This is a genomic window from Pseudomonadota bacterium, from assembly GCA_008501635.1.
GTDB lineage: Bacteria > Pseudomonadota > Gammaproteobacteria > QQUJ01 > QQUJ01 > QQUJ01.
Genome location: QQUJ01000010.1, coordinates 465,467 through 488,699 on the forward strand (window position 1 = coordinate 465,467; position 23,233 = coordinate 488,699).

Consider the following 23,233-nt stretch of genomic DNA (forward strand, 5'->3'; position numbering starts at 1 on the left):
TACCCTGCGCACCTTTCGTTGCCCTGCCAACCGGAGTCGGCGCTGATGTTGCGCAATCCCCAAGCGATTCTTTTCGATCTCGATGGCACGCTGGTCGACAGCGCCCCGGATCTCGCCTACAGCGTCGATCGGATGCTCACCGAGCTCGGCCGATCACCGGCGGGTGAGACGGCGGTGCGGCACTGGGTGGGCAACGGCGCCGAGCGTCTGGTCAAGCGCGCGCTGACCGGCGCCATGCAGGATGAACCCGATGCCGAACTTTTCGACCGCGCTTATCCCCTGTTTCTCGAGATCTATGCCGGACACGTGATGGTCGACAGCCGGCTCTTTCCGGGTGTGGAGGAGGGCTTGAAGCAGTTGCATCACCTGGGCTACCCGATGGCGTGCATCACCAACAAGCCGGCGCGCTTTACCGCGCCGCTGCTGGAAGGATTGGGGATCGCTGCGCTGCTGGGATTGCAGGTCAGCGGCGATACGCTGCCGGTGAAAAAGCCTGATCCGCGACCCTTGCGGTATGCGGCCGAGTTCTTTAAAGTTCCTGCCGAATGCACGTTGATGGTGGGCGATTCCCGCAACGACGTGCAGGCGGCGCGAGCCGCCGGCGCTCAGATCGTCTGCGTGCCCTACGGGTACAATCACGGCGAGGATATCAACGAGGCTGGCCCCGACGCCGTCATCGACAACCTGACCCAACTGGTCGAACTGCTCCGACAAGCCGCATGAGCCATGAACGCCATTGATCGGACCCAACTGCCGGACGCCATGCTGCGATGGCGATGGTGACAGCAGCCTGACAGACTCAGGCGTGATCGGCTGCGCCGGTTGGAGAGCGGCCCCTTCTCCCGATTCCTCTCGTCGACTAGTGACAACTATTTTCCACGAACAATCGGAACAATGGCTCCGCTCTCCCTCTCTGTTCGTCACGATCCCCTAAGCCTGTCAGGCTGCTGACCCATCGTAGTTACACTGTGCTGTTCCGACCGTTTCGTTCCGTCAGGTGGTGAAGATGACGCCCGAATTCTTTCAAGCGCTCGTCGCGCAAGATTACAACCGCATACCCGTCGCCCGTACGATTCTGGCGGACCTCGATACCCCGCTGAGTGCTTATCTGAAGCTCTGCGATGGCGCCTACAGTTACCTGCTGGAGTCGGTTCAGGGCGGTGAAAAATGGGGGCGTTACTCCATTATCGGCCTGCCGGCCCGCACGATTGTGGAGGTGCGCGGCCACGCGGTCCAGGTGACCCGTGGCGGCACGGTGATCGAGTCCGCCGAATGCCGCGATCCGCTGGCCTGGATCGAGACGTTTCAGTCGCGCTATCGCGTCCCACACCTGCCGGGACTCCCGAAGTTCACCGGTGGTCTGGTGGGCTACTTCGGCTACGACACGGTGCGCTACGTGGAGCCAAAACTGGGGGAATGCCCCTTGCCCGATCCTCTGCACAACCCCGATATCCTGCTCATGGTGTCGGACGAGGTGGTGGTGTTCGACAATCTGAGCGGCAAATTGCACGTCATCGTCCACGCCGATCCCGCAACCACCGATCCCCTGGCCCATGCGCACTATCGCATCGATGAGTTGGAGGCGCGCCTGCGGCGCGCGACGCCGCAAGCCGTGGGCGCAGGCTCTGCGCGTAAAGTCGTGGAGGGGGATTTTGTCTCGGGATTCACGCAGCAGGGATTTGAAACCGCCGTCGAGCGTGTAAAGGAGTACATCGTGGCCGGCGACTGCATGCAGGTGGTGTTGTCGCAGCGCCTCTCGATTCCCTTCGCGGCTGCGCCACTGGACCTTTACCGTGCGCTACGCACTCTCAACCCCTCACCCTATATGTTCTTTCTGGATCTGGAGGATTTTCAGGTGGTGGGTTCGTCGCCGGAGATTCTCACCCGCGTCGAAGACGGCGTGATCACCGTGCGTCCCATCGCCGGCACGCGGCCGCGCGGTGCGACGCAGGAGGAGGATGAGGCACTGGAGGAGAATCTGCTTGCCGATCCCAAGGAGCGTGCCGAGCATCTGATGCTGATCGATCTGGGGCGCAATGATGTGGGACGGGTCTCCGAGATCGGCAGCGTAGAGCTTACCGAGCAGATGTTGATCGAACGTTACTCGCATGTGATGCATATCGTCTCCAATGTGCAGGGGCGGTTGCATGCCGGGATGTCGGCCATCGATGCCTTGCGCGCCACTTTTCCCGCGGGCACCGTGAGCGGCGCGCCCAAGATCCGCGCCATGGAGATCATCGACGAGTTGGAACCGGTCAAGCGCGGGATCTACGCTGGCGCGGTGGGTTATATCGGTTGGAACGACAATCTCGACACCGCCATCGCCATCCGTACGGCGGTGATCAAGGAGGGTCTGCTCCATATCCAGGCCGGTGCCGGTATCGTGGCCGATTCCGTACCGCGCAACGAGTGGGATGAGACCATGAATAAGGCCCGCGCGATTTTCCGTGCCGTGACGATGGCGCAGGCGGGGTTGGATCAAGCAGAGAAATGATCTAAAGAATCAACGCAAAGACGCAAAGACGCAAAGACGCAAAGACGCAAAGGACGCAATGGTGAAGCCATTGAAGAGAACAGGATCGCGAGAGAAGTAGTCGATGCAGCGCTTGAGGTACACCGGACGCTGGGGCCGGGGCTCCTGGAATCGGTATATAGGCGAAGCCTTGCACTTGAACTAGGGTTGCGGGATCTGAAGTGCGCTGAGGAAGTGCCACTGAATGCGTCCTACAAAGGTTTGAAGTTCGGTACTGCCTATCGATTGGATTTGGAGGTTTCAGGATTGATTATTGTGGAAGTTAAGTCGGTGGATACACTCTTGCCCGTGCATGCAGCACAACTGCTATCGTATCTGCGGCTGGCAAATCGGCGACTGGGACTTTTGATCAACTTTCATGTTCCGTTGCTGAAGGATGGCATAAAGCGGGTGGTTAATAAATTGTAGCTCTTGCGTCCTTTGCGTCTTAGCGCCTTTGCGTTGAAAGAACTCAATGCTGTTAATGCTCGACAATTACGACTCCTTTACCTACAACCTGGTCCAGTATCTGGGCGAATTGGGTGCGGATGTACGCGTCTACCGCAACGATCAGATTTCGATCGCAGAGATCGAGGCGTTGCAGCCCGAGCGCATCGTGGTATCGCCGGGTCCCTGTACGCCGAACGAGGCGGGTATCTCGGTGCCGCTGATTCAACACTTCGCCGGCAAGGTCCCCATCCTTGGCGTCTGCCTCGGGCATCAATGCATAGGCCAGGCGTTTGGGGGTCGAATCGTGCGCGCGGGTCACGTGATGCACGGCAAACTCTCGGATGTGCATCATCATGGCAGTGGTGTCTTCGCGAAGCTGCCGACGCCCTTTGCCGCGACCCGCTATCATTCGCTGGTCATCGACCAGGGTCGCTTGCCGCAGTGCCTGGAGATCACGGCGTGGACAGAGCGCGCCGACGGCACTCTGGAGGAGATCATGGGTGTTCGGCACAGGTCCCTCGACGTGGAGGGGGTGCAGTTTCACCCGGAATCGATCCTCTCCGAACACGGTCACCAATTGTTGGAAAACTTCATCAAGAGTTAGCTACGGGAGCATTCCATGGATCTGCAAGCAGCGATACGCGCGGTCACGGAGCGCCGGAATCTCAGCGGTGATGAGATGGCCGGCGTCATGCGTACCATTATGACCGGCGAGGCAACGCCGGCCCAGATCGGCGGGTTTCTGATCGGTCTGCGCATGAAGGGAGAGACGGTCGACGAGATCGCCGCTGCGGCAACCGTCATGCGCGAGTTGGCCACCAGGGTGGCGGTCGGCAGCGAGCATGTGGTCGACATCGTGGGTACCGGCGGCGATGGCGTTGCCACTTTCAATATCTCCACCGCCTGCTGTTTCATTGTCGCGGCGGCAGGTGGACGGGTGGCCAAACACGGTAACCGCTCGGTGTCCTCGAAATCAGGCAGTGCCGACCTGCTCGAAGCAGCGGGTGTCAATCTCGATCTGGATCCGGCTCAGGTGGCGCGCTGTATCGACGAGGTGGGTGTCGGTTTCATGTTCGCACCGCGTCATCACGGTGCGATGAAGTACGCCGTGGGGCCGCGGCGCGAGATGGCGGTGCGCACGGTGTTCAATCTCCTTGGTCCCTTGACCAATCCGGCGGGTGCGCCCAACCAGTTGTTGGGTGTCTTCAGCAAGGAATGGGTGCAGCCGTTGGCTGAGGTGTTGCACAAGCTGGGCAGCCATCATGTGATGATCGTGCACGCCGATGATGGTATGGATGAAATCAGTATCGGCGCGAACACGCAGGTGGCCGAACTGCGCGATGGCGTCATTCGCAATTACGAGATCACACCCGAGCAGGTGGGGCTCACGCGCGCCGATATCTCTTCGCTGAAGGTTGGCGATGCCGATGAAAGCCTGGGCATCATCCGCCAGGTTTTTGCCGGGGAAAAGGGCGCCGCGCGCGATATCGTCGCGATGAACGCCGGTGCCGCACTCTATGTGGCGGGTCTGGCAGCCTCTTTTGAGACAGGCGTGCGCAAGGCTGAGCAGATTCTGGATTCGGGCACTGCCACCGGACGATTGGATCAACTGGCCGCGGTCAGTCAGCGCCTGGCCAAGGGGGCATGATGGCTGCAACGCCCGACATCCTGAAGCGAATCCTGCAACGCAAGAAAGAGGAGGTTGCCAAACGTTGTGAGCGCGTGACGCTCCGCGATCTCAAACAGCGTCTGGCTCAGGCATCACCGCCACGTGGCTTTGCCGAGGCTTTGGCGCGATACATCGCCAGGGGTGAAGCCGCGGTGGTTGCCGAGATCAAAAAGGCATCGCCCAGTAAAGGCGTGTTGCGAGAAGATTTCCATCCGGCCGAGATTGCCACCAGTTACGCACGCGGCGGCGCGGCGTGCTTGTCGGTACTTACCGACATCGATTTTTTCCAGGGCGCCGATGCTTCCCTTCAAGAGGCGCGCAACGCCTGCACGTTACCGGTGATCCGTAAGGATTTCGTAGTCGATCCCTATCAGATCTACGAGGCGCGCACGCTCGGGGCTGATTGCATTCTCTTGATCGTTGCCGCGCTCGATGATGCACAACTGTCGGAGTTTACCGGGTTGGCGCACCATTTGGGGATGGATGTGCTTGTCGAGGTGCACGATGCGCAGGAACTCGAGCGTGCACTCCTGCTGGGTACCCGGCTTGTCGGCATCAATAACCGTGATCTGCGCACCTTCGAGACGCGTCTCTCCACCACGCTGGATCTGCTGGCGATGATCCCGAACGATCGTATCGTGGTGACCGAGAGCGGTATTCTGAGTCGAGACGATGTGAATCTGATGCGTGCCAACAATGTCCACGCCTTTCTGGTGGGCGAGGCGTTTATGCGAGCCGAGGATCCAGGCGAACAGCTAAAGACGTTGTTTGGATGAGGTTCGGGGTGTCCGATTGAGCGTTAAGCTGCCTGTACGGCAAAGATAGGTGAAGCGAGCGCGATAGTGGGCGCGCAATGGGGGTTTCTGCCTACCGGGTGCCGAAAACCACGATGGTTTTCCCCTTGACATAGATCAGGCCCTGCTCCTCCATATTCTTCAGTACCCGCCCGGCCATTTCACGCGAGCAGCCGACGATGCGCCCGATCTCCTGCCGCGTGATGCGGATCTGCATACCATCCGGATGGGTCATGGCGTCGGGTTCCTTGCAGAGATCGAGCAGCGTACGTGCGATGCGGCCGGTGACGTCCATAAAGGCGAGGTGCCCGACTTTCTGGCTGGTCTTGCGCAGACGAAATGCCATTTGCGAGGCGAGCAGCAGGAGGATATCGGGATCTTCCTTGGCCAACTGGCGAAAGCGCGAGAAACTGATTTCAGCGATTTCGCACTCGGAACGCGTACGCACCCAGGCGCTTCGACCCTCTTCCTTGTCGAACAGTCCCATCTCGCCGAAAAACTCGCCGGGATTGAGATAGGCGAGTACGATTTCGCGTCCGTCCTCATCCTCGATCAATACAGTGACCGAGCCTTCGAGCAGGTAGTAGAGCACATCCGGCGCATCGCCCTCGTAAATGATGACGCTTTTGCCTGGATAACGGCGGCGATGACAGTGGGCCAGCAGGCGTTCGGTGACGCTTTTGTCTTTTGGTGTTTCCTGCATGGTGTCTCTGAGCCTTGAGTCGATGTTGATCCCAACTCACTCTATCATGACCCTAAATCCGGGTTAAGGTCCAGTCTCATCGCTAAGTGCCTGCGGGTATTCCGTGGTAATCTGCGGCGGGCTTTTTAGCAGAGCGGAGCGCTGTGGCCATGAAAGCACGTATCAAGTGGATCGAGCATGTCGCGTTTGCTGGAGAGACCGGCAGCGGGCATGCGCTGGTGATGGATGGCGCGCCCGAAAGCGGGGGCCGCAACCTGGGGCCGCGACCGATGGAGATGGTGTTGTTGGGCCTGGGTGGTTGTACGGCATTCGATGTCGTGTCGATTCTGCGTAAGGCGCGGCAAAAGATAGAAGACTGCGTCATCGAGATCGAGGCGCAGCGAGCGGATACTGTGCCCAAGGTCTTTACGGCGATACATCTGCACTACATCGTGGCGGGGCGCGATCTGGAGGAGAAGCAGGTCGCCCGCGCCGTCGACTTGTCGGCAAACAAATATTGCTCCGTATCGCACATGCTGGCCGCGTCCGCTCAGTTAACCCACGATTATGAAATCCGCCCCGTTTCGGGTTGATCGCGAAGGTATGCCCGGTGAGCGATAGCACTCAGTCGCAGTTCGATCAGCTGGTCGGCAATTACTACCAGGCGTGGTTTCGGTTTCATCCCGAAGCTGCCGTGGACGCGGGTGTCCCAGGATACGGACATCTGCTGCGCCCGTACGATGACGACGATGTTGGCGCACTGATTGTTCTCAATGAGAAGTTGTTGGCGGGTCTGGAGGAGATCGATCCACGATTCCTCGATGCCGATCGGGCCCTAGACTACCGCGTGCTGCGCGGCGCAGCGTTGATAGAACATCATGACCTGTTGGAGCGCGATTGGCGGCGCCGCGATCCCGTCGCCTTCCTGCCGGTCAACGCGCTGTACCAGCTCACGGTACGACCCATGGCAGATTTGGCCACTGTGTTGCGAGCACGTTTGGAAAAGGTGCCCGCGCATCTGCGGGGGGCACGTGCGCAGTTGAAGACACTGCCTGAGTTGGTACCCGTGCCGTGGTTGAATTCGGCGGTAGCCGAGGCGCGCGCGGGCGCGGATTTCGTGCTGCGCCTCGACAGCCATCCGCAGATTGTCGGCAGCGGTGTGCGGAGCCAGTTGCAGATGCTGCAGGAGCAGGCATCGCAGGCACTCACTGACTATGCACGTTTCCTCGAGTCGGAGATCGCACCCTCGGCCGCTGGAGATTTCGCCGTTGGCGAGGTGCATTTCGAGCGCCTCCTTCGCGAACGCCATTTTGTCGATATGGAGGCAAGCGAGCTGCAGCGCTTTGGCGAGCGCATGGTGAAGGAGGTCGGCGCGCAGTTGCGCGCGGTGACACGTGAGTTGCGCGGCGATGACGACGTGGTGTCGCTCACACGCCAGATCACCGCAGACCATCCCCCCGCGCGGGAGCTGCTCGACGTCTACCGGCGTGAGATGCGCGCCGCGCATCAATTTTTATTGAGCCATGACATTGTCTCCCTGCCAGCACGGGAACGGCTCAACGTGGTTGAGACTCCCGGTTTTCTGCGGCATCAGATCCCCTTTGCCGCTTATCTCGATCCGGCGCCGAACGATCCCGATCAGCGCGGTCAATACTACGTCACTCCCGCCAGCGATGATGAAACCCTGCGGGAGCACAATCGGCTGGGGATTCAACACACCTGCGTCCACGAGGCATGGCCTGGACATCATCTGCAGTTCGTGACCGCCAATCGCAATCCTGCCGCCAGATCATTGCCGCGCTTGCTCAATCCCTCGGCAACGCTTTACGAAGGTTGGGCGTTGTACTGCGAGCAGTTGATGCTCGAGCAAGGCTTCCTGGCTCAGCCCGAGCAACGCTTTCTCCTGCTGCGGGACCGCTTGTGGCGGGCATTGCGGGTGGTGATCGACGTCGAGATCCAGGTGCGGGGCACGACGCTGGAACAGGCTGCCGACCGCATGGTGGAGCTGCTGGGATTTCCTCGCTCTCAAGCGATGGCCGATCTGGCCTGGTACAGTCGCGCGCCGGCGGTTCCCATGGGTTACGCCCTGGGCTGGTCGATGATCAATGCCCTGCGAGGCTATGTTCAGACGGCGGACGAGGGGTTCGATCTGCGCGCCTTTCACGATCGGCTGCTTGGAGCGGGTTCTATCGCGTTGCCGCTGGTGATTTGCCGCCAGTTTGGTGAGCGCGACTGGGAGCACGTCAGGGGTGCGATGCGGGACCAAAATAGCGCATAATACGCGCCCCTTTGGTGCTTGGGAGGCCGGAAGGGGTGCCGAGAATCCTAATGGGGGAGCCTGCGCGTTGGTACGACCAATCTCAAGATTGAAGCTGCACGGCTTCAACAATCTGACCAAGACTCTGAGCTTCAACATCTACGATATCTGCTACGCGCAGAGTCAGGCACAGCATCAGGAGTACATCGAGTATATCGATGAGGTCTACAATGCCGAGCGTTTGACTCAGATTCTTACGGATGTCTCGGACATCATCGGTGCCAATATTCTCAATATCGCACGCCAGGACTACGATCCGCAGGGCGCCAGCGTCACCATGCTGATTTCCGAGGAGCCAATCCTTTCAGAGCAGCTTTCCAATACCGAAGCACCGGGTCCGCTGCCCGATGCCGTGGTCTGCCATCTCGATAAAAGCCACCTTACGGTGCACACCTACCCGGAGAATCACCCTGAGGAGGGTGTCAGCACCTTTCGCGCCGATATCGATGTTGCAACGTGCGGGCGCATCTCACCGCTCAAGGCGTTGAACTATCTGATTCACAGCCTGGAGTCCGATATCGTCATCATGGACTACCGGGTGCGTGGTTTTACCCGCGATGTGCGCGGCAAGAAGCTCTTCATCGATCACAAGATCAACTCCATCCAGAACTATCTGGATCGCAAGACACGGGAGCGCTATCAAACCATCGACGTCAATGTCTACCAGGAGAATATTTTCCACACCAAGATGATTCTCAAAGAGTTTGATCTCAACAACTACCTGTTCGGCGTCGAGCGTGACGATCTCTCGCCTCGGGAGCAGATCAGAATCCGCACTCAGCTGCAGCGCGAGATGATGGAGATCTTCTACGGAAGGAACCTGCGTCGTGGCGTTGAGGTATAGCTCAGTAGAAGCGGCGGAAGCCGCGAATGTTATGCCTTTGTTCTTCACGGCTTCCGCCGCTCCTACCGCCCCTGCGATATAGATAGCGTCCAGGGCCATTGGAAATCCGATATGTCCTATTACCGTCACCACGTCTTCTTCTGCGTCAATGAGCGCCAGGACGGCGAGCAGTGTTGCAGCCAAATGAACAGCCTGGCGTTGCGCAATTACGCCAAGAGGCGTTGCAAGGAGCTGAATATCTATGGTCAGGGGCAGGCACGAATCAACACTGCCGGGTGCATGAATCGCTGTGCTGAGGGACCGGTGATGGTTATCTACCCCGAAGGGATCTGGTACACCTTCATCGACGAGAGCGACGTCGAAGAGATCATTCAGGAGCACCTGATCCACGGGCGTATCGTCGATCGACTCAGGATCTGAACCGATTATGGGAAAAAGCGGCTTGACAGATCATTGGAATATTAGTATATTCTTATCAACTGAACGCCTTCACGGGTTCGCAGGATGGATTTTCGATATTCGTATGATTGAGAGTCGGTCCCACCCAATCCCTCATCCTCCCTGGATGATTTAGCGCGGCCCTCACTTGCCGCGCTTTTTTTTGCCCGAAAATCAGGGTCATAAAGTTGTAACACTACGGTTGAATATTCCCGGGACCGGGCATCGTGCGGCGCTGGCTGCACACCGAATCAAACTTGTAACTTCCTGGTGACTTCTGTATATTTCCCGCTCTTTCGATTCTGGCAATGCAAGTTGGAGCCCGGCTCAAGATGACTACGCTTAGTGCGAAACCGGCTGAAGTGAAGCGCGACTGGTTCGTGGTGGATGCCTCGGACAAGGTGCTGGGACGGCTGGCAACCGAGATTGCGCTGCGCCTGCGCGGCAAGCACAAGGCCGAGTTTACCCCTCATGTGGACACCGGCGATTATATTGTTGTGGTCAACGCGGAGAAGGTGCGTGTGACCGGCAACAAATTGAAGGACAAGATCTACCATCGCCACACCGGATATATAGGCAATCTCAAATCGGTCAGCCTCGAAAAGCTGCTGGCCAGCCATCCGGAACGGGCGATCGAGACTGCCGTCAAGGGCATGCTGCCCAAGAACTCACTGGGGCGTGCGATGTACCGTAAACTGAAGGTTTACGCCGGTCCCAATCACAATCATCAGTCCCAGCAGCCGCAGCCGCTGGATATCTGAGCCAACGGCATACCGCGACAAGAGAACGCACAAGATGGCAGAACAACAGCACTACGGGACCGGACGCCGCAAGAGCTCTACAGCCCGTGTCTTCATCAAGCCTGGCAAGGGTGCGATCGTCGTCAACGGCCGCCCGCTGGATGAGTATTTCGGCCGCGAAACCGCGCGCATGGTAGTGCGCCAGCCGTTGGAGACCGCTCAGGCGACCGACCGGTTCGATATCAAGGTGACGGTTGTGGGTGGCGGCAACACCGGTCAGGCGGGCGCCATTCGTCACGGCATCACCCGTGCATTGATGGCCTATGATGAGACGCTGCGTCCGTCGCTGCGCAAAGCTGGTTTCGTTACCCGCGATGCCCGCGAAGTGGAGCGCAAGAAGGTCGGTCTGCACAAGGCCCGTCGCGCCACTCAGTTCTCCAAGCGTTAATCGGATCCTCGTTCCTGGGGGATCGTCTAACGGCAGGACAGCGGACTCTGACTCCGCTAATCTAGGTTCGAATCCTAGTCCCCCAGCCATTAAAAAACCCGCCCGTAGTGGCGGGTTTTTTAATGGCTTGTGGGTCGAGGGGTGAGCACCTAGTCAGGTTCGACCAGCCGAGCCGCAGGCTCGGCGCAGAACGTCGGAGCGCAGCGACGGCGGCCCGAAGGGTGAGGCGCGCAGCGCCGAATAATCCTAGTCCCCCAGCCATTAAAAAACCCGCCCGTAGTGGCGGGTTTTTTAATGGCTTGCGGTCGAGGGGTGAGCACCTGGTCAGGTGATACTGCCCGCCATCCTGGCCGGCACCCCTCGGGTTCGTTGCATGAAGTACTATCTGCTCCCGGCAGATATACCGACCAGCTGAACCGCAGGCTCGGCGCAGAGCGCAGGGGCCATCCGTAGGTCGGGTTAGCGCAGCGTAACCCGACATCTGTCGATGAATCGACGCGTGACACAGGGGTCATTTCCGTCTATGGGTGTTGCAATAACCATAAGTATATTGCAGTATTTATCCGTCGCCAGTGAGGGCAGTCAGGACGACACGGCCATGCAGGGAAGATCCAGGGAGGGTGCCTGCGCCGCGCGACAACCGGCCCCGGTGGGTGAGAATCCATCGGGGCCTTCTGTTGCCAAATCGTTGGACCAACGTAAAAAGTAGCTGACCCGATTCACCAAACTCTCAAGCAGCGAACGGGTGCACCCGTTTTTCCACCTCCGCGCCAACAAGCCACCGTGCCATATGGGCTGATATTCCCCGTTTGCCGTTGACGATCCCGCTGATCCGTCCGGGAGGCACCACGATATCCCAGGCCAGCCGATTGATGCTTATTCCCAGGGGTTCCAGTGGCTTTGATAGAGTGTCCTCAGCGGTAGCCCGTGCTCTCGGCGTCCAGGGCAGCACCGACGTCCCATCCGAAACAGAGTCGGAACTGATCATTGATGCGTATGCTGAATTGGTCCCGCCTGTCTCCTTGATCAGGGCTTCAGGCCGGTTGCCCGGCGGAGTCTCCAAATCACGGGGACTTCTTGCACTGTTCAGGTGGAGCGGTTTGCGCCGCGCGGTTCTGTCGATATTCCTGAACCTGGGTTCTCTCCGATCATTGCAGAGCCCTTTTGTGTCCTTGCAGAGGAAAGCCCTTGCCATGCGTGAACGCCATTACGCGATACGTAACAGGCAAAAATATTCCTTGAACGGCGTGTTTGCGTCAGTGGCGCCATGGTGGTCATTCAACCGTGCCGCGCCGGATGAGACGATGCGGCTTCAAGATATTCGCTGATTCCATCAGAAAAATTTGATCTGGCGCACCCGTTTTGTTGTGTTGTTGCAACAAAACAACAGAACCGGCAAATTTGTTGTAAAAATAGCGAAAAGCATGTTGCATTTCCGCATTCTGTTCCCTATAGTCTCTCCGTCTGGTTTCGCAGTAGACACCATAAACTACTTTCCTTTGGGAGGAACGAATGAACAAGAAGCTTCTTGCTATCGCTGTAGCCGGTGCCCTGGCAGCTCCGCTGTCCGCTCAGGCGCTGGACGTCACCACCTACGGTGTGGTCGGTTGGAAACTGGTCGATGCCGATAACGCGTCCTGGGAAATGAAGAACACCAAGGCCCGTGTGGGTTGGAGAGCGTCCGAAGATACCTCCGCCGGCAAGTTCATCGCCGAGATCGAGATCGACCTTGACAGTGCTGCCAACGGTGGTAATACCGGTAACGGTGAAGGCGATGGTAACGTTAACGTGCGCCGTAGCCGCGTCATTCTGGCCACCAAGGGTGCCGGTACCTTCGTCATGGCCGGTCGTACCCCCAGCGGCCAGTACGCCGACATGTACTCCATGGTCGACATCTTCGAGCACGGCGGTTACCACTACTTCGCGCAGACCGATCACACCGGTAAGCTGATCGCGTGGAAATCCCCGGTCACGGGTGGTTTCTATGTCGTGCCCGCCCTGATTGCCAACGACCCCGCCAGCGCCACGGACGATATCGACGTCACCGGTCTGCGTTTCGTGTGGAATGGCGGCCCCTGGCACGCCGGTTTTGGTCTGGTCGAGGCCAACAACTCCCCAGCTAGCGATTCCACCCGCGAGTCACTGGGTGTCTCCTGGACCTCCGGTCCGCTGATGGTCGGCTTTACCTGGGAAGATGGGTTTGGCTCCGGTGCGGTCGATGGTGACACGGTAATGGGTCTGGCGGCTGCTTACACCGCCGGCAACAACACCTTCAAGCTGGGTCTCTACAATCGTGATTCCGACATCACACCTGCCAACGACGGTGACTCTGCGACGACGTTGGAGCTTGCCCACGCGTTCAGCAAGAACGTGACCGGCTTCGTCACCTTTGACTCCGTTGAAGTTGGCGGCGTCGATGCCGATTCCACTGCGATCGGTATCAACATGAGCTTCTAAAACCGATCTTCTCGGTTTGGATGCAAGCGGGCGCCTTCGGGCGCCCGTTTTTTTGTGGTGATAAGGGGGTGCCTCGGTCCGGGCACTTGCGGGGGTATTGATCGAAATCGGCTTCTCGGGTAACTTTCGGACTGGCGCTGGATCTGCGTCAAAGGAGCCGGCCATCGCGGTGGCCGGAAAAGGAAATGGAAACCCTTTAGGGAGGATTCGCCATGCGGCGATTGTTGCGTTGTTTCATCTTTACCCTTTCTCTGTTCGCTGTCGTGCCGGCGTTTGCCGAGCCGGTCGATATCAATACCGCTGATGTCGCGGTTCTCGCTCAAGCCATCAAGGGCGTGGGCGAGAAGAAAGCGGCCGCCATCGTTGCCTTTCGTAACCAGCATGGACCGTTCAAAAGTGTGGACGATCTTACGCAAGTGCCCGGTATCGGACGCGCAACGGTTGAGGCGAACCGTGCGGAGTTGACCGTTGGGTCACAATAATCCGCTGGATTGCCAAACAACAGGGGCGCTACGGCGCCCCTTCTATTTTTGAACCAGGGATCTGCGATCCCCTACGGCCGATATAGTGGAAGCTTCGAGTTTGTTGTGGGTTTTGTTCGTCAACGCCTTTCTCTCTTCCACCTTGCTTCCAGGTGGTTCGGAGATTGCGCTGGGTGCGTTGATACTGGAAGGTCGCCACTCGCCACTCAGTCTGATCGCCACTGCAACCGCGGGTAATGCAATGGGGGGTATGACCACCTATCTGCTCGGCTATCTGCTGGCGTCGGGTTACTCGTCCGAGCGCATTGCAAAGCCGCGTCACCAAAGGGTTCTGCGTTGGTTGCAACGGTGGGGTAGCCCTGCGTTATTGCTCTCCTGGCTGCCGGTGGTCGGCGATCCGCTGTGCTTTGTCGCCGGATGGCTGCGAATCCCGGCAGGGATTTCAGCGCTTTTCATTGTGTTGGGTAAATTGGCGCGCTACCTGGTCGTGGCGATCCTCGTGCAGGCCTGACTCCCTTTCTGTTGCCGTGCAAATAAGAGTACGAAAATTGGTTAGAATGCGTCGATGAAACAGAGTACGCCCACCGCTCGCATTCGCGAAATTCCCTACAACTACACCTCGTTCTCCGACCGAGAGATCGTGCTGCGTTATCTGGGTGCGGAAATCTGGGACGTGATCGAGCAGTTGCGCACCGAGCGGCGCACCGGTCGCTCGGCGCGCATGCTGTTCGAGGTATTGGGGGATATGTGGGCGGTGGAGCGAAATCCCTTCCTGCAGGACGATTTGCTGGAGAATGCCAATCGTCGCGCTTCGTTGATCCATGCCCTGCATCATCGTCTCGATCAGATGCTCGCCCGTGCCAACCAGAACGCGAGAGCGTTGGATCTCATCGAGTCGGCGCGTCATGCGATCGCCAGATTTGAGATGTGGTTTTCCACCCAGCTCAGTTTGCGGCGCAAAGCGTTGAAGCGATTGGCCAGAACCACGCGCAAGGACAACATTCGCTTCGATGGATTCGCCCGGGTGTCGCATGTCACCGATGCCACCGACTGGCGCGTGGAGCTACCGTTTGTGGTGATCAATCCCGATGCTGAAGCCGAATTGGGCGCCATTGTCGCCGCCTGCATCGAACTCGGGCTGACCATTATCCCGCGTGGCGGCGGCACCGGGTACACTGGCGGTGCTGTACCGCTGTACGCCAATACCGCGGTGATCAATCTCGAGAAGCTGGATGGGATTGGTTCCATCGAAGAGCGTCGACTACCGGGGCTGGATCAGGAAGTGGCGACCGTTCGCGTTGAGGCCGGTGTAGTAACGCGGCGCGTAACCGAGCTGGCCGAGACGCATGCGCTGATCTTTGCGGTAGATCCTACTTCCCAGGATGCTTCCACTATCGGTGGCAATATCGCCATGAACGCCGGCGGCAAGAAGGCGGTGCGCTGGGGCACGACGTTGGACAACCTCGCCTCGTGGCGCATGGTGATGCCTGATGCACGCTGGCTCGAGGTGGAACGGGTGGGCCACAATCTCGGCAAAATCCACGAGCAGGCGACCGTCAGGTTCCGACTCAAACGCTTCGAAGCGGATGGCACGACACCGATCGCTGAGCCGGAGGAGATCGCGTTGCCCGGTAGCACCTTCCGCAAGCCGGGTCTGGGCAAGGATGTCACCGACAAGTTTCTCGGCGGTTTGCCCGGGGTGCAGAAAGAGGGCTGCGACGGCCTCATCACTTCGGCGGTTTTTGTGCTGCATCGGGCGCCACTGCACATACGTACCGTTTGCCTCGAATTCTTTGGTTCCGATCTGCGTGATGCGGTACCTGCCATTGTCGAAACCAAGGCCTATCTGGATGCGGCTGCCGGAATCGAGCTCATCGGGCTGGAACACCTCGATGAGCGTTACGTGCGCGCCGTGAAATACACCACCAAGGCACCGCGTGGTGAACTGCCCAAAATGGTTTTGATCGGCGATATAGGCGGTGATAGCGAAGATGCCGTGGCAGCAGCGGCGGCAGAGATGGTCCGCAAGGCAAACATCCGGGGCGCCGAGGGCTTTGTGGCGGTCAGTCCGGAAGCACGTAAACGTTTCTGGGCCGATCGCGCCCGTACCGCCGCCATCGCCCGTCACACCAATGCGTTCAAGATCAACGAGGATGTGGTCATTCCGCTCGAGCGGTTGGCGGAGTACAGCGAAGGCATCGAACGCATCAATATCGAGTGCTCGACTGCCAACAAGTTGCGTATGGTCGATGCCGTGCTGGATTACCTGGAGCAGGAGCTGCCGACGCAGCTACGCCAGTTGCTCGCCTATGCCGATGAGACCGAAGAGGACGGCATTCTCGAAGCCAAGCGTACCGCGGCACGCGATCATCTCACCGCGGTGCGTGAACGGTGGAACGGTTACCTGCGGCATTTCGATGATGGTGTGGCCGCTTACTCCGGGCTGTTGACCGATGAGGCGCGAGCTCGCGTTCGTGAAGGCGACACCTTTGCGCAGCTGATGCTGCGGCGGGATCTGCGCATCTCCTACCGGTATGAGGTTGAGTGTCCGTTGAAGCAGATCTTTGGTGGCCAGGATCTGGAGACGATACGACAGCGGCTCGATGCCATCCACAGCGAGATCCGCTCAAGTCGCCTGTTCGTTGCCACTCACATGCACGCCGGCGATGGCAATGTGCACACCAATATCCCGGTCTTTTCCAACGACTACCGCATGTTGCACGAGGCGGAGCAGATCGTCGATCGCATTATGCAATTGGCGGTGAATCTCGGTGGCGTGATCTCCGGTGAACACGGTATCGGCATCACCAAGTTCCATTACCTGGAAGAGGGAAAGGTGCGGGCCTTTGCTGATTACAAACACCGCGTGGATCCCGAGGGGAGATTCAACAAAGGCAAGCTGCTCGAGGATGTGACCATCGACCGCGCCTATACGCCTTCGTTGCGTCTGGTGCAGCAGGAGGCGCTGATACTCGAGGCAAGCGAACTGGGCGCGCTCAACGACGATATCAAGAACTGCCTGCGCTGCGGCAAGTGCAAGCCGGTCTGCTCGACTCACGTACCGCGCGCCAACCTGCTCTACTCGCCGCGCAACAAGATTCTCGCCGCCGGCATCATCATCGAAGCCTTCCTTTACGAGGAGCAGACCCGGCGCGGTATCTCGATACGCCATTTCGACGAAATGAACGATGTCGCCGACCACTGCACGATCTGCCATCGCTGCGTGACCCCCTGTCCGGTCGACATCGATTTTGGTGATGTGACGATCCGCATGCGCGAGATCCTGCGCGCCCACGGGCGCAAGTGGAACAACTTCGGAACCAAACTCTCCATGGCGTTTCTCAATATCACCGATCCCCGTGCGGTGAGGGCGATGCGCAAGGGGGTGATCCAGTGGGGCTACGCGGTCCAGCGCAAAGCTACCGGTTTGTTGCGTGTTTTTCCGCTCTACGGAAAGCGCCAGCAGCCACGGGCCACGACCGGGAAGATGGCGCTGAAAGAGCAGGTGATTCATCTGGTCAAAAAACCGCTGCCCGACAGACTTCCGGCCAAACCGATGCGCAGCATGCTGGGAATCGAGGACGCAAAGGCGGTGCCCATCCTGCGCGATCCCAAAAGGGCGGGCGAGGGTGCAGAGGCGGTCTTCTATTTTCCCGGTTGTGGCTCAGAGCGGCTCTTTAGCGAGATCGGATTGGCGACACTGGCGATGCTCTATGCGCAGGGTGTGCAGACGGTCGTACCGCCGGGTTATCTGTGTTGCGGGTATCCGCAAACGGCGGGTGGTGATACCGAGAAGGGGCGCCAGATCAGCATCGATAACCGCGTGCTGTTTCACCGCGTGGCGAACACGCTCAACTACCTCGATATCAAAACCGTCATCGTCTCCTGCGGGACGTGTATGGACCAGTTGCTGAAGTACGAATTCGAACGCATCTTCCCTGGTTGCCGATTGCTCGATATCCACGAGTACCTGATGGAGAAAGGCGTGAAGTTGGAGGTCGTGGAGGGAGTGCAGTACCTCTATCACGATCCCTGTCATACGCCGATGAAGACCCACAATCCACTACGCGTGGCGAGCAATCTGATGGGTCAGGAAGTGGCGTTGTCGGACCGCTGTTGCGGCGAGGCGGGCACGCTGGCCGTTTCGCGCCCTGACATCGCCACGCAGGTCCGTTTTCGCAAGCAGGAGGAGTTGCACCAGGGAATCACCCGACTGAGCGGAGCGCCGCGCGCAGAAGCAGGGAACGTCAAGATGCTGACATCCTGCCCTGCCTGCCAGCAGGGATTGATGCGCTATCGCGACGAGACGAACATGAAGACGGACTACATCGTTGTCGAGATGGCCCATCGGATACTGGGTGAGGGTTGGCAGAAGGCCTTCGTTGCCGCCACCCGCAATGGCGGCATCGAGCGCGTGCTGTTGTAGTTGGTCAGGTGTTCGAAATCAGGGCCGTATGGTGCGCACACCGTCCGCCGTACCCAAGAGCAGTACGTCCGCCGGACGCAGGGCAAACAGACCGTTGGTTACCACGCCGGCGATGTTATTGATCTCGGCTTCCAGTTTGGCGGGTTCCATGATCTCGAGGTTGTGAACATCGAGTATCAGGTTGCCGTTGTCCGTCACCACGTTCTCGCGCCACACCGGATCGCCCCCCAACCTTCGTAACTGTCGCGCCACGTAGCTGCGTGCCATGGGTATCACCTCCACGGGCAGCGGAAATTTCCCCAGCACATCGACCAGCTTCGAGCTGTCGGCGATGCAGACAAACGTCCGACTTGCCGCGGCAACGATCTTTTCGCGTGTCAATGCTCCGCCACCGCCCTTGATGAGATGCAGGTGGCGATTGGATTCGTCAGCCCCGTCTACGTAGACGGCAAGTTCGGTGACACTGTTGAGTTCGACCACAGGGATGCCATGGGATTTGAGGCGTGCCGTACTCGCTTCGGAGCTCGAAACCGCTCCTTCGATACGGCCCTTGATTTCTGCCAGTGCATCGATGAAGTGATTGACGGTGGAACCGGTTCCAACACCGATGACCTCACCGCTGGTGACGTAGTCCAGAGCGGTACGGGCGGCAAGGCGTTTCATCTCATCTGGATTCATGAACAGTCTCCGCATGTGAAGCTAGAAGCTATCTCAAAATCCCCCGCGAGCTGTGCCGTGCGCTGGCGGTGTTCTCGACTTGCCAATAGCGTTGCTATTGGCTGTGCCTTCGGGCCTACCCAGCGCACCTCTGGGGCTCAACACAGCACGCGGGGGATTTTGAGATAGGTTCCAGGCATCTTAACGGCAGCCGGCGTGTCGGCACAATCGCGGCTCCTTATCTCCGCATAAGAAGCGCGTAAGGATTTATTCCCGGGTGAGAATAAAACGCCACTGGGCGGCGCTGACCGGCATGATCGAAAGACGGTTGCCGCGGCGTACCAGCGGAAACCCCTCCAGTTCCGGGCATGCTTTGAGTTCCTGCAACGTTATGGGGTGCTTTAACCGGCGTACCAGTTTCACATCGACCAGAAACCAGCGTGGGTTCTCCGGTGTGGCCTTCGGGTCATAGTACCTGGAGTGAGGGTCGAGAGCGCTCGCATCGGGGTAGGCTGCACGCACAATCCTGACGATGCCGACGATGGCCGGTATCTCACAGCTGGAATGATAGAAAAAAGCCTGATCACCGACCTTCATCGCATCGCGCATGAAATTGCGCGCCTGGTAGTTCCGTATCCCGTCCCATGGTTCGGTCTGGTCGGGACACTTTGCAAGATCGTCGATGCTGAAAGTGCCGGGTTCGGATTTCATCAGCCAGTAGTTCATGTCCGGATCCTCAACGAACGAGCAGCGTCCGGGTTTCCGTGATGACGCCGTTCAGCGGAATATCCCACGGGCGCACCGGCAGGGTGTCGACGCGCTGGCATTCAAAGGCGATGCCCAACAGACGTGGACGATGCCAATGGGTGCGTCGCCGCCGGAAGGCCAGCGTGCGGTCGTAGTAACCACCACCCATGCCCAGACGATTGGCATCGTCATCGAAGGCGACCAGGGGCACGAGGATGAGGTCCAGGTGCCAGGCGGCAACATACTCCCGCGCCGCCAGGGCGGGCTCCGGGATGCCGTAGCGGTTGTCGATGAGGCGATCACCGCAGTCGTAGGGTGCAAACCACAAGCGCCGCGGGCGCAGGGTATCCAACACCGGGAGAAAACACTGTTTTCCCCAACCGTTGAGCTGGCGAATCAAAGGCGTGAGATTCGCCTCGCCATCGTTGGGCAGGTAACAGGCAATGCGCGTCGCGCAGCGGAACAGACGCGAACGCTTGAGATTGCCGATAATCGCTCGTGATCGATGGCGGCGGTCTGTATCCGATAGTAGGCGGCGACGTGCGCGCATGTCACGGCGCAGCTCACGCAGCGCCTGATCGTCCAGTGGGGATTGATATTCGCTGTCGGCGTCGATCACAGGCAATTGGTGCGAGATAGGCGACACCCCCCGCCTGTGCCGTAACGGGCTACCGCCCTCGAACCAACGGTTCAAGTGGGAGCGCTCGGGACTGCTTCAGGCTTTCCACCGTAGTGGACATGCACACCAGCGTCGCCATATCGCGCACCCAGGCGACAAATTTAAGGCTCAAAGGGATTTCCGAGCCCGTTTCGAACACCGCAGGGGATGTCGGAACCAAACAACTTAAAGGTGAATGGCCCACTGATTGTAGCGCAGTACGGCCGAAGAGGTAGCCTAAAGTTCGAGTTGCTTGCCGTCGTTCAGCGCCGATTCGATCTTGTGCTGGAGGGCACGGATACGGGACCGTGCCGGATGCTCGTCGGAGCTTGGCGTACCCTTGTGCAGTACCAACTCGTGGGCGATATTCAGCGCCGCCATGACACCGATGCGCTCGGCACCGATCACCTTGCCGGATTCGCGGATTTCGCGCAGGCGCTCGTTGAGCAGTGTGGCCGATGCCAGCAATGCATCACGCTCGTCGGGCGGACATGCGACCCGGTACTCCTTGTCCATGATGGTCACCGTGACAGGTACGGGTGGCTGGCTGTTCACGCGCCGTGTTCCATCGATTTCAGTTGGGCGATCATGGCTTCAATGCGATTGCGTGCCAGTTCGTTCTTCTGAATCAGGCCGGAGCGCTCGGCGGCGAGGGTCTGCTGCTGTTGGCGCAACGACCTGTTCTCGTCCTTGAGGCGCTCCGTGGTGCGGATCAGCTCATCGAGCCAACGTTCCAGGCTGATCAGATCCACTTCCAGCATCGATTTTCCGCTACCGTTTTCCATGCGCGTCAATATAGAGTGCTGGGGGTAGCGGGTCAACGGCTCCTGTCACAAGAAATGCGCTTGTTGATGAGTGTGTTAGCGCCTGTTTTGGATGTTGGGCCTGCACTTTGACAACGGCGGCCTGGCGAAGGTTTGGTGACCTGATAGGCTAAAAGGGTAGAATGCCGCGCTTGTAAAGCACCGTTCGAGGCCCTTCCCGCGCAGGGAATAGACATGTCGACACCATCACAACTCACCATTTACCAGACCTTCGACGATCTGCTGGATCGCATCGGATCGGCGATCGGTGCCGCGGAAGCCCATGGCCTGCTGTGCGGCCTGCTGTGCGCGGCGCGCGAGGCTGTGCACGATGTGTGGTTGACCCAGCTGGTCAGTGAGGGGTCGTTGGTCGAGGAAGACGAGGGTCGACTGCGTGCCGTGGTCGATGAGACTGCCCGGCAATTGGGGGATGTCGCTTTCGGATTCGATCTGGTGCTGCCGGGGGACGATGAGACACTGGCGGAGCGTGCCACGGCCCTTGGCGAATGGTGCCACGGGTTTATTGTGGGGTCCGGGTTGGGCAAACTCGAAACCGACAGCGAGGCGGTTCAGGAGGTGCTGGAGGATCTCACCGAGATCTCGCAGATCAGCGCACAACCTGAAGATTGCGAAACGGACGAGGATGAGGATTCTTACGCCGAGCTGGTCGAGTACGTGCGGGTTGCGGTGCTGTTGGTAACCGAGCAGGCGCTGAATCCCCCACCAGCACCGCCGCGCGACACGCCGTTTCTGCATTGAGGGTTACGATTCGCAATGAGCACCAATGAATTCGCACGCCGCCGCCGGCAACTGATGCGCATGATGGACAGCGACGCCATGGCGATTCTGCCCGCCGCACCGGTTCGGTCACGTAACCGTGATGTCGATTATCCGTACCGCCCCGACAGTGATTTTTTCTACCTGACCGGGTTTGCCGAGCCCGATGCGGTAGCGGTGCTGGTACCGGGCCGTGCCCATGGCGAGTACATCCTTTTCTGCCGCGAGCGCGATCCCGAGATGGAAATCTGGCACGGCCGGCGGGCCGGCCTGGAGGGGGCCTGCGAGCACTACGGCGCCGACGATGCGTTTCCCATCGGCGATATCGACGACATCCTGCCCGGGTTGCTGGAGAACCGCGAACGGGTGTTCTGCACCATGGGTTGCAATGCCGCCTTCGACAAGCAGCTGATGGATTGGCTGAATCAGATTCGTGCACGCTCCCGCACCGGCGTCAATCCGCCCGGCGAGTTCGTCTCGCTCGATCACCTGCTGCACGATCTGCGGCTCTTCAAGAGCCGGGCTGAGATAGGTCACATTCGCAAGGCGGTCAAAGCGACTGTGGCGGCGCATAAACAGGCGATGCGGATCTGCCGCCCCGGGCTGATGGAATATCAACTGGAGGCGGAATTGCTGCACCAGTTTGCGATTCACGGTGCGCGCACGCCGGCCTACCCGCCCATCGTCGGCGGCGGGGCCAATGGCTGCATACTTCACTACACCGAGAATAGCGACGCACTGCGCGACGGTGATCTGGTCTTGATCGATGCCGGGGGCGAATACGAATGCTACGCGGCGGACGTTACCCGCACCTTCCCGGTCAATGGACGCTACTCGCCGGCGCAAAAAGCACTCTACGATCTCGTGCTGGAGGCGCAGCTTGCCGCCATCGACAAGATGCAACCCGGCAATCACTGGAACGATCCCCACGAAGCAGCGGTGCGGGTGCTGACCAGGGGATTGGTGAAGCTGGGGCTGCTCAAGGGCAGTGTGCCTCGCCTTATCAAGGATGAGGCTTACAAACGATTCTATATGCACCGCACCGGACACTGGCTGGGCATGGACGTTCACGATGTGGGCGATTACAAGGTCGATGGTAAATGGCGCACGCTGGAGCCCGGTATGGTGATGACGGTCGAGCCGGGGCTCTACATACCGGCGGGCTCGAAGGGCATCGCCCGCAAATGGTGGGATATCGGTATTCGCATTGAAGACGATGTGTTGATCACCAAACAGGGCAACGAGGTGTTGTCGCGTGACCTGCCGAAAACCACGGAAGCGATCGAAGCCTTGATGGCAGCCTGAGCGGGGCGTTCTGGCAGGGGGGGAGGG

General features: G+C 59.2%; 25 protein-coding genes, 1 tRNA gene, 2 other RNA genes and 1 pseudogene. 20 read left to right on the top strand and 9 right to left on the bottom strand.

The window, feature by feature from the left end; all coding sequences use genetic code 11:
• Positions 1 to 45: 45 nt before the first annotated feature.
• The 6 genes from DWQ09_04600 to DWQ09_04625 all read left to right on the top strand — a co-directional run bounded on the left by DWQ09_04600 (position 46) and on the right by DWQ09_04625 (position 5,407).
• Complete coding sequence (locus DWQ09_04600) at positions 46 to 723, top strand: phosphoglycolate phosphatase (protein ID KAA3629530.1); 678 nt, start codon at positions 46 to 48, stop codon at positions 721 to 723.
• Between the two features lie 283 nt (positions 724 to 1,006).
• Complete coding sequence (locus DWQ09_04605; protein ID KAA3629531.1) at positions 1,007 to 2,494, top strand: anthranilate synthase component I; 1,488 nt, start codon at positions 1,007 to 1,009, stop codon at positions 2,492 to 2,494.
• Positions 2,495 to 2,563: 69 nt separating this feature from the next.
• Positions 2,564 to 2,941, top strand: a complete 378-nt coding sequence (locus tag DWQ09_04610; protein ID KAA3629532.1) for a GxxExxY protein — start codon at positions 2,564 to 2,566, stop codon at positions 2,939 to 2,941.
• 46 nt (positions 2,942 to 2,987) lie between these two features.
• Complete coding sequence (locus DWQ09_04615) at positions 2,988 to 3,566, top strand: aminodeoxychorismate/anthranilate synthase component II (GenBank protein ID KAA3629533.1); 579 nt, start codon at positions 2,988 to 2,990, stop codon at positions 3,564 to 3,566.
• A 15-nt stretch (positions 3,567 to 3,581) separates the two neighbouring features.
• Positions 3,582 to 4,610 carry an anthranilate phosphoribosyltransferase gene (gene trpD / locus DWQ09_04620; GenBank protein KAA3629534.1) on the top strand — a complete coding sequence of 343 codons (1,029 nt, stop codon included), beginning with the start codon at positions 3,582 to 3,584 and terminating at the stop codon, positions 4,608 to 4,610.
• Positions 4,610 to 5,407: an indole-3-glycerol phosphate synthase TrpC gene (locus DWQ09_04625; GenBank protein KAA3629853.1), complete on the top strand. Its 798-nt coding sequence runs from the start codon at positions 4,610 to 4,612 to the stop codon at positions 5,405 to 5,407. Before trpD ends, DWQ09_04625 begins: the two co-directional genes overlap by 1 nt.
• 91 nt (positions 5,408 to 5,498) lie before the next feature.
• On the opposite strand, the gene DWQ09_04630 is transcribed toward DWQ09_04625, so the two are convergent.
• A complete protein-coding gene (locus DWQ09_04630; GenBank protein KAA3629535.1) occupies positions 5,499 to 6,128 on the bottom strand; it encodes a cAMP-activated global transcriptional regulator CRP in 630 nt (209 codons plus the stop codon).
• Positions 6,129 to 6,277: 149 nt separating this feature from the next.
• On the opposite strand from DWQ09_04630, the gene DWQ09_04635 reads away from it, so the two are divergent.
• The 8 genes from DWQ09_04635 to DWQ09_04670 all read left to right on the top strand — a co-directional run bounded on the left by DWQ09_04635 (position 6,278) and on the right by DWQ09_04670 (position 11,155).
• The gene (locus DWQ09_04635; protein KAA3629536.1) at positions 6,278 to 6,700 is read left to right on the top strand and encodes an OsmC family protein; all 423 of its coding nucleotides are present in this window, start codon (positions 6,278 to 6,280) and stop codon (positions 6,698 to 6,700) included.
• A complete protein-coding gene (locus DWQ09_04640; protein ID KAA3629537.1) occupies positions 6,697 to 8,385 on the top strand; it encodes a DUF885 domain-containing protein in 1,689 nt (562 codons plus the stop codon). Before DWQ09_04635 ends, DWQ09_04640 begins: the two co-directional genes overlap by 4 nt.
• Positions 8,386 to 8,464: 79 nt before the next feature.
• Positions 8,465 to 9,268, top strand: a complete 804-nt coding sequence (speD, locus tag DWQ09_04645; GenBank protein ID KAA3629854.1) for an adenosylmethionine decarboxylase — start codon at positions 8,465 to 8,467, stop codon at positions 9,266 to 9,268.
• 111 nt (positions 9,269 to 9,379) lie between these two features.
• Complete coding sequence (locus DWQ09_04650; protein ID KAA3629538.1) at positions 9,380 to 9,688, top strand: (2Fe-2S) ferredoxin domain-containing protein; 309 nt, start codon at positions 9,380 to 9,382, stop codon at positions 9,686 to 9,688.
• A 350-nt stretch (positions 9,689 to 10,038) separates the two neighbouring features.
• On the top strand, positions 10,039 to 10,467 hold the full coding sequence (locus tag DWQ09_04655) for a 50S ribosomal protein L13 (GenBank protein ID KAA3629539.1): 429 nt from the start codon (positions 10,039 to 10,041) through the stop codon (positions 10,465 to 10,467).
• 34 nt (positions 10,468 to 10,501) lie between these two features.
• Positions 10,502 to 10,894: a 30S ribosomal protein S9 gene (locus DWQ09_04660; GenBank protein KAA3629540.1), complete on the top strand. Its 393-nt coding sequence runs from the start codon at positions 10,502 to 10,504 to the stop codon at positions 10,892 to 10,894.
• Positions 10,895 to 10,909: 15 nt separating this feature from the next.
• Positions 10,910 to 10,983 (top strand) — tRNA-Gln (locus DWQ09_04665).
• 33 nt (positions 10,984 to 11,016) lie between these two features.
• A non-coding RNA gene (locus tag DWQ09_04670) (RtT sRNA) lies at positions 11,017 to 11,155 on the top strand.
• Between the two features lie 469 nt (positions 11,156 to 11,624).
• Here DWQ09_04670 and DWQ09_04675 read toward each other — a convergent pair.
• The gene (locus tag DWQ09_04675) at positions 11,625 to 11,846 is read right to left on the bottom strand and encodes a hypothetical protein (GenBank protein KAA3629541.1); all 222 of its coding nucleotides are present in this window, start codon (positions 11,844 to 11,846) and stop codon (positions 11,625 to 11,627) included.
• Positions 11,809 to 12,089: pseudogene (locus tag DWQ09_04680) on the bottom strand (excinuclease ABC subunit A). The gene DWQ09_04675 and the pseudogene DWQ09_04680 overlap by 38 nt, the downstream one beginning before the upstream one ends.
• A gap of 317 nt (positions 12,090 to 12,406) precedes the next feature.
• Between DWQ09_04680 and DWQ09_04685 the strand changes: the two are divergent.
• The 4 genes from DWQ09_04685 to DWQ09_04700 all read left to right on the top strand — a co-directional run bounded on the left by DWQ09_04685 (position 12,407) and on the right by DWQ09_04700 (position 18,259).
• A complete protein-coding gene (locus tag DWQ09_04685; GenBank protein ID KAA3629542.1) occupies positions 12,407 to 13,351 on the top strand; it encodes a hypothetical protein in 945 nt (314 codons plus the stop codon).
• Positions 13,352 to 13,563: 212 nt separating this feature from the next.
• On the top strand, positions 13,564 to 13,833 hold the full coding sequence (locus DWQ09_04690) for a helix-hairpin-helix domain-containing protein (GenBank protein ID KAA3629543.1): 270 nt from the start codon (positions 13,564 to 13,566) through the stop codon (positions 13,831 to 13,833).
• An 82-nt stretch (positions 13,834 to 13,915) separates the two neighbouring features.
• On the top strand, positions 13,916 to 14,344 hold the full coding sequence (locus tag DWQ09_04695) for a DedA family protein (protein KAA3629544.1): 429 nt from the start codon (positions 13,916 to 13,918) through the stop codon (positions 14,342 to 14,344).
• Positions 14,345 to 14,398: 54 nt separating this feature from the next.
• Positions 14,399 to 18,259 carry a DUF3683 domain-containing protein gene (locus DWQ09_04700; GenBank protein KAA3629545.1) on the top strand — a complete coding sequence of 1,287 codons (3,861 nt, stop codon included), beginning with the start codon at positions 14,399 to 14,401 and terminating at the stop codon, positions 18,257 to 18,259.
• An 18-nt stretch (positions 18,260 to 18,277) separates the two neighbouring features.
• Here the strand turns inward: DWQ09_04700 and DWQ09_04705 are convergent, their stop codons facing one another.
• From DWQ09_04705 to DWQ09_04730, 6 genes are all read right to left on the bottom strand, one after another.
• Complete coding sequence (locus tag DWQ09_04705; protein KAA3629546.1) at positions 18,278 to 18,937, bottom strand: ribose-5-phosphate isomerase RpiA; 660 nt, start codon at positions 18,935 to 18,937, stop codon at positions 18,278 to 18,280.
• A 246-nt stretch (positions 18,938 to 19,183) separates the two neighbouring features.
• Entirely contained in the window at positions 19,184 to 19,642 is a 459-nt protein-coding gene (locus DWQ09_04710) for an EVE domain-containing protein (GenBank protein ID KAA3629547.1), read from the bottom strand.
• Positions 19,643 to 19,652: 10 nt separating this feature from the next.
• The gene (locus DWQ09_04715) at positions 19,653 to 20,213 is read right to left on the bottom strand and encodes a 5-formyltetrahydrofolate cyclo-ligase (GenBank protein KAA3629855.1); all 561 of its coding nucleotides are present in this window, start codon (positions 20,211 to 20,213) and stop codon (positions 19,653 to 19,655) included.
• 92 nt (positions 20,214 to 20,305) lie between these two features.
• Positions 20,306 to 20,492: non-coding RNA, 6S RNA (ssrS, locus tag DWQ09_04720), on the bottom strand.
• 66 nt (positions 20,493 to 20,558) lie between these two features.
• Positions 20,559 to 20,837 carry a cell division protein ZapA gene (locus tag DWQ09_04725; protein KAA3629856.1) on the bottom strand — a complete coding sequence of 93 codons (279 nt, stop codon included), beginning with the start codon at positions 20,835 to 20,837 and terminating at the stop codon, positions 20,559 to 20,561.
• A 35-nt stretch (positions 20,838 to 20,872) separates the two neighbouring features.
• Entirely contained in the window at positions 20,873 to 21,106 is a 234-nt protein-coding gene (locus DWQ09_04730) for a TIGR02449 family protein (GenBank protein ID KAA3629857.1), read from the bottom strand.
• Positions 21,107 to 21,319: 213 nt separating this feature from the next.
• Here DWQ09_04730 and DWQ09_04735 point away from each other — a divergent pair, with 213 nt between their 5' ends.
• A complete protein-coding gene (locus DWQ09_04735) occupies positions 21,320 to 21,883 on the top strand; it encodes a YecA family protein (protein ID KAA3629548.1) in 564 nt (187 codons plus the stop codon).
• Between the two features lie 15 nt (positions 21,884 to 21,898).
• The gene (locus DWQ09_04740) at positions 21,899 to 23,206 is read left to right on the top strand and encodes a Xaa-Pro aminopeptidase (GenBank protein ID KAA3629549.1); all 1,308 of its coding nucleotides are present in this window, start codon (positions 21,899 to 21,901) and stop codon (positions 23,204 to 23,206) included.
• Positions 23,207 to 23,233 lie beyond the last annotated feature (27 nt).

Excerpts from the sequence above, each read along its gene's own strand:
- DWQ09_04715 (KAA3629855.1), bottom strand. The coding sequence starts at position 20,213 with ATGCGCGCACGTCGCCGCCTACTATCGGATACAGACCGCCGCCATCGA.
- DWQ09_04630 (KAA3629535.1), bottom strand. The coding sequence starts at position 6,128 with ATGCAGGAAACACCAAAAGACAAAAGCGTCACCGAACGCCTGCTGGCC.
- DWQ09_04735 (KAA3629548.1), top strand. The coding sequence starts at position 21,320 with ATGTCGACACCATCACAACTCACCATTTACCAGACCTTCGACGATCTG.
- DWQ09_04730 (KAA3629857.1), bottom strand. The coding sequence starts at position 21,106 with ATGGAAAACGGTAGCGGAAAATCGATGCTGGAAGTGGATCTGATCAGC.
- DWQ09_04660 (KAA3629540.1), top strand. The coding sequence starts at position 10,502 with ATGGCAGAACAACAGCACTACGGGACCGGACGCCGCAAGAGCTCTACA.
- DWQ09_04615 (KAA3629533.1), top strand. The coding sequence starts at position 2,988 with ATGCTGTTAATGCTCGACAATTACGACTCCTTTACCTACAACCTGGTC.
- DWQ09_04685 (KAA3629542.1), top strand. The coding sequence starts at position 12,407 with ATGAACAAGAAGCTTCTTGCTATCGCTGTAGCCGGTGCCCTGGCAGCT.
- DWQ09_04700 (KAA3629545.1), top strand. The coding sequence starts at position 14,399 with ATGAAACAGAGTACGCCCACCGCTCGCATTCGCGAAATTCCCTACAAC.
- DWQ09_04690 (KAA3629543.1), top strand. The coding sequence starts at position 13,564 with ATGCGGCGATTGTTGCGTTGTTTCATCTTTACCCTTTCTCTGTTCGCT.
- trpD (KAA3629534.1), top strand. The coding sequence starts at position 3,582 with ATGGATCTGCAAGCAGCGATACGCGCGGTCACGGAGCGCCGGAATCTC.
- DWQ09_04725 (KAA3629856.1), bottom strand. The coding sequence starts at position 20,837 with ATGGACAAGGAGTACCGGGTCGCATGTCCGCCCGACGAGCGTGATGCA.
- DWQ09_04600 (KAA3629530.1), top strand. The coding sequence starts at position 46 with ATGTTGCGCAATCCCCAAGCGATTCTTTTCGATCTCGATGGCACGCTG.
- DWQ09_04710 (KAA3629547.1), bottom strand. The coding sequence starts at position 19,642 with ATGAACTACTGGCTGATGAAATCCGAACCCGGCACTTTCAGCATCGAC.
- DWQ09_04625 (KAA3629853.1), top strand. The coding sequence starts at position 4,610 with ATGGCTGCAACGCCCGACATCCTGAAGCGAATCCTGCAACGCAAGAAA.
- DWQ09_04650 (KAA3629538.1), top strand. The coding sequence starts at position 9,380 with ATGTCCTATTACCGTCACCACGTCTTCTTCTGCGTCAATGAGCGCCAG.
- DWQ09_04605 (KAA3629531.1), top strand. The coding sequence starts at position 1,007 with ATGACGCCCGAATTCTTTCAAGCGCTCGTCGCGCAAGATTACAACCGC.
- DWQ09_04705 (KAA3629546.1), bottom strand. The coding sequence starts at position 18,937 with ATGAATCCAGATGAGATGAAACGCCTTGCCGCCCGTACCGCTCTGGAC.
- DWQ09_04740 (KAA3629549.1), top strand. The coding sequence starts at position 21,899 with ATGAGCACCAATGAATTCGCACGCCGCCGCCGGCAACTGATGCGCATG.
- DWQ09_04655 (KAA3629539.1), top strand. The coding sequence starts at position 10,039 with ATGACTACGCTTAGTGCGAAACCGGCTGAAGTGAAGCGCGACTGGTTC.
- DWQ09_04635 (KAA3629536.1), top strand. The coding sequence starts at position 6,278 with ATGAAAGCACGTATCAAGTGGATCGAGCATGTCGCGTTTGCTGGAGAG.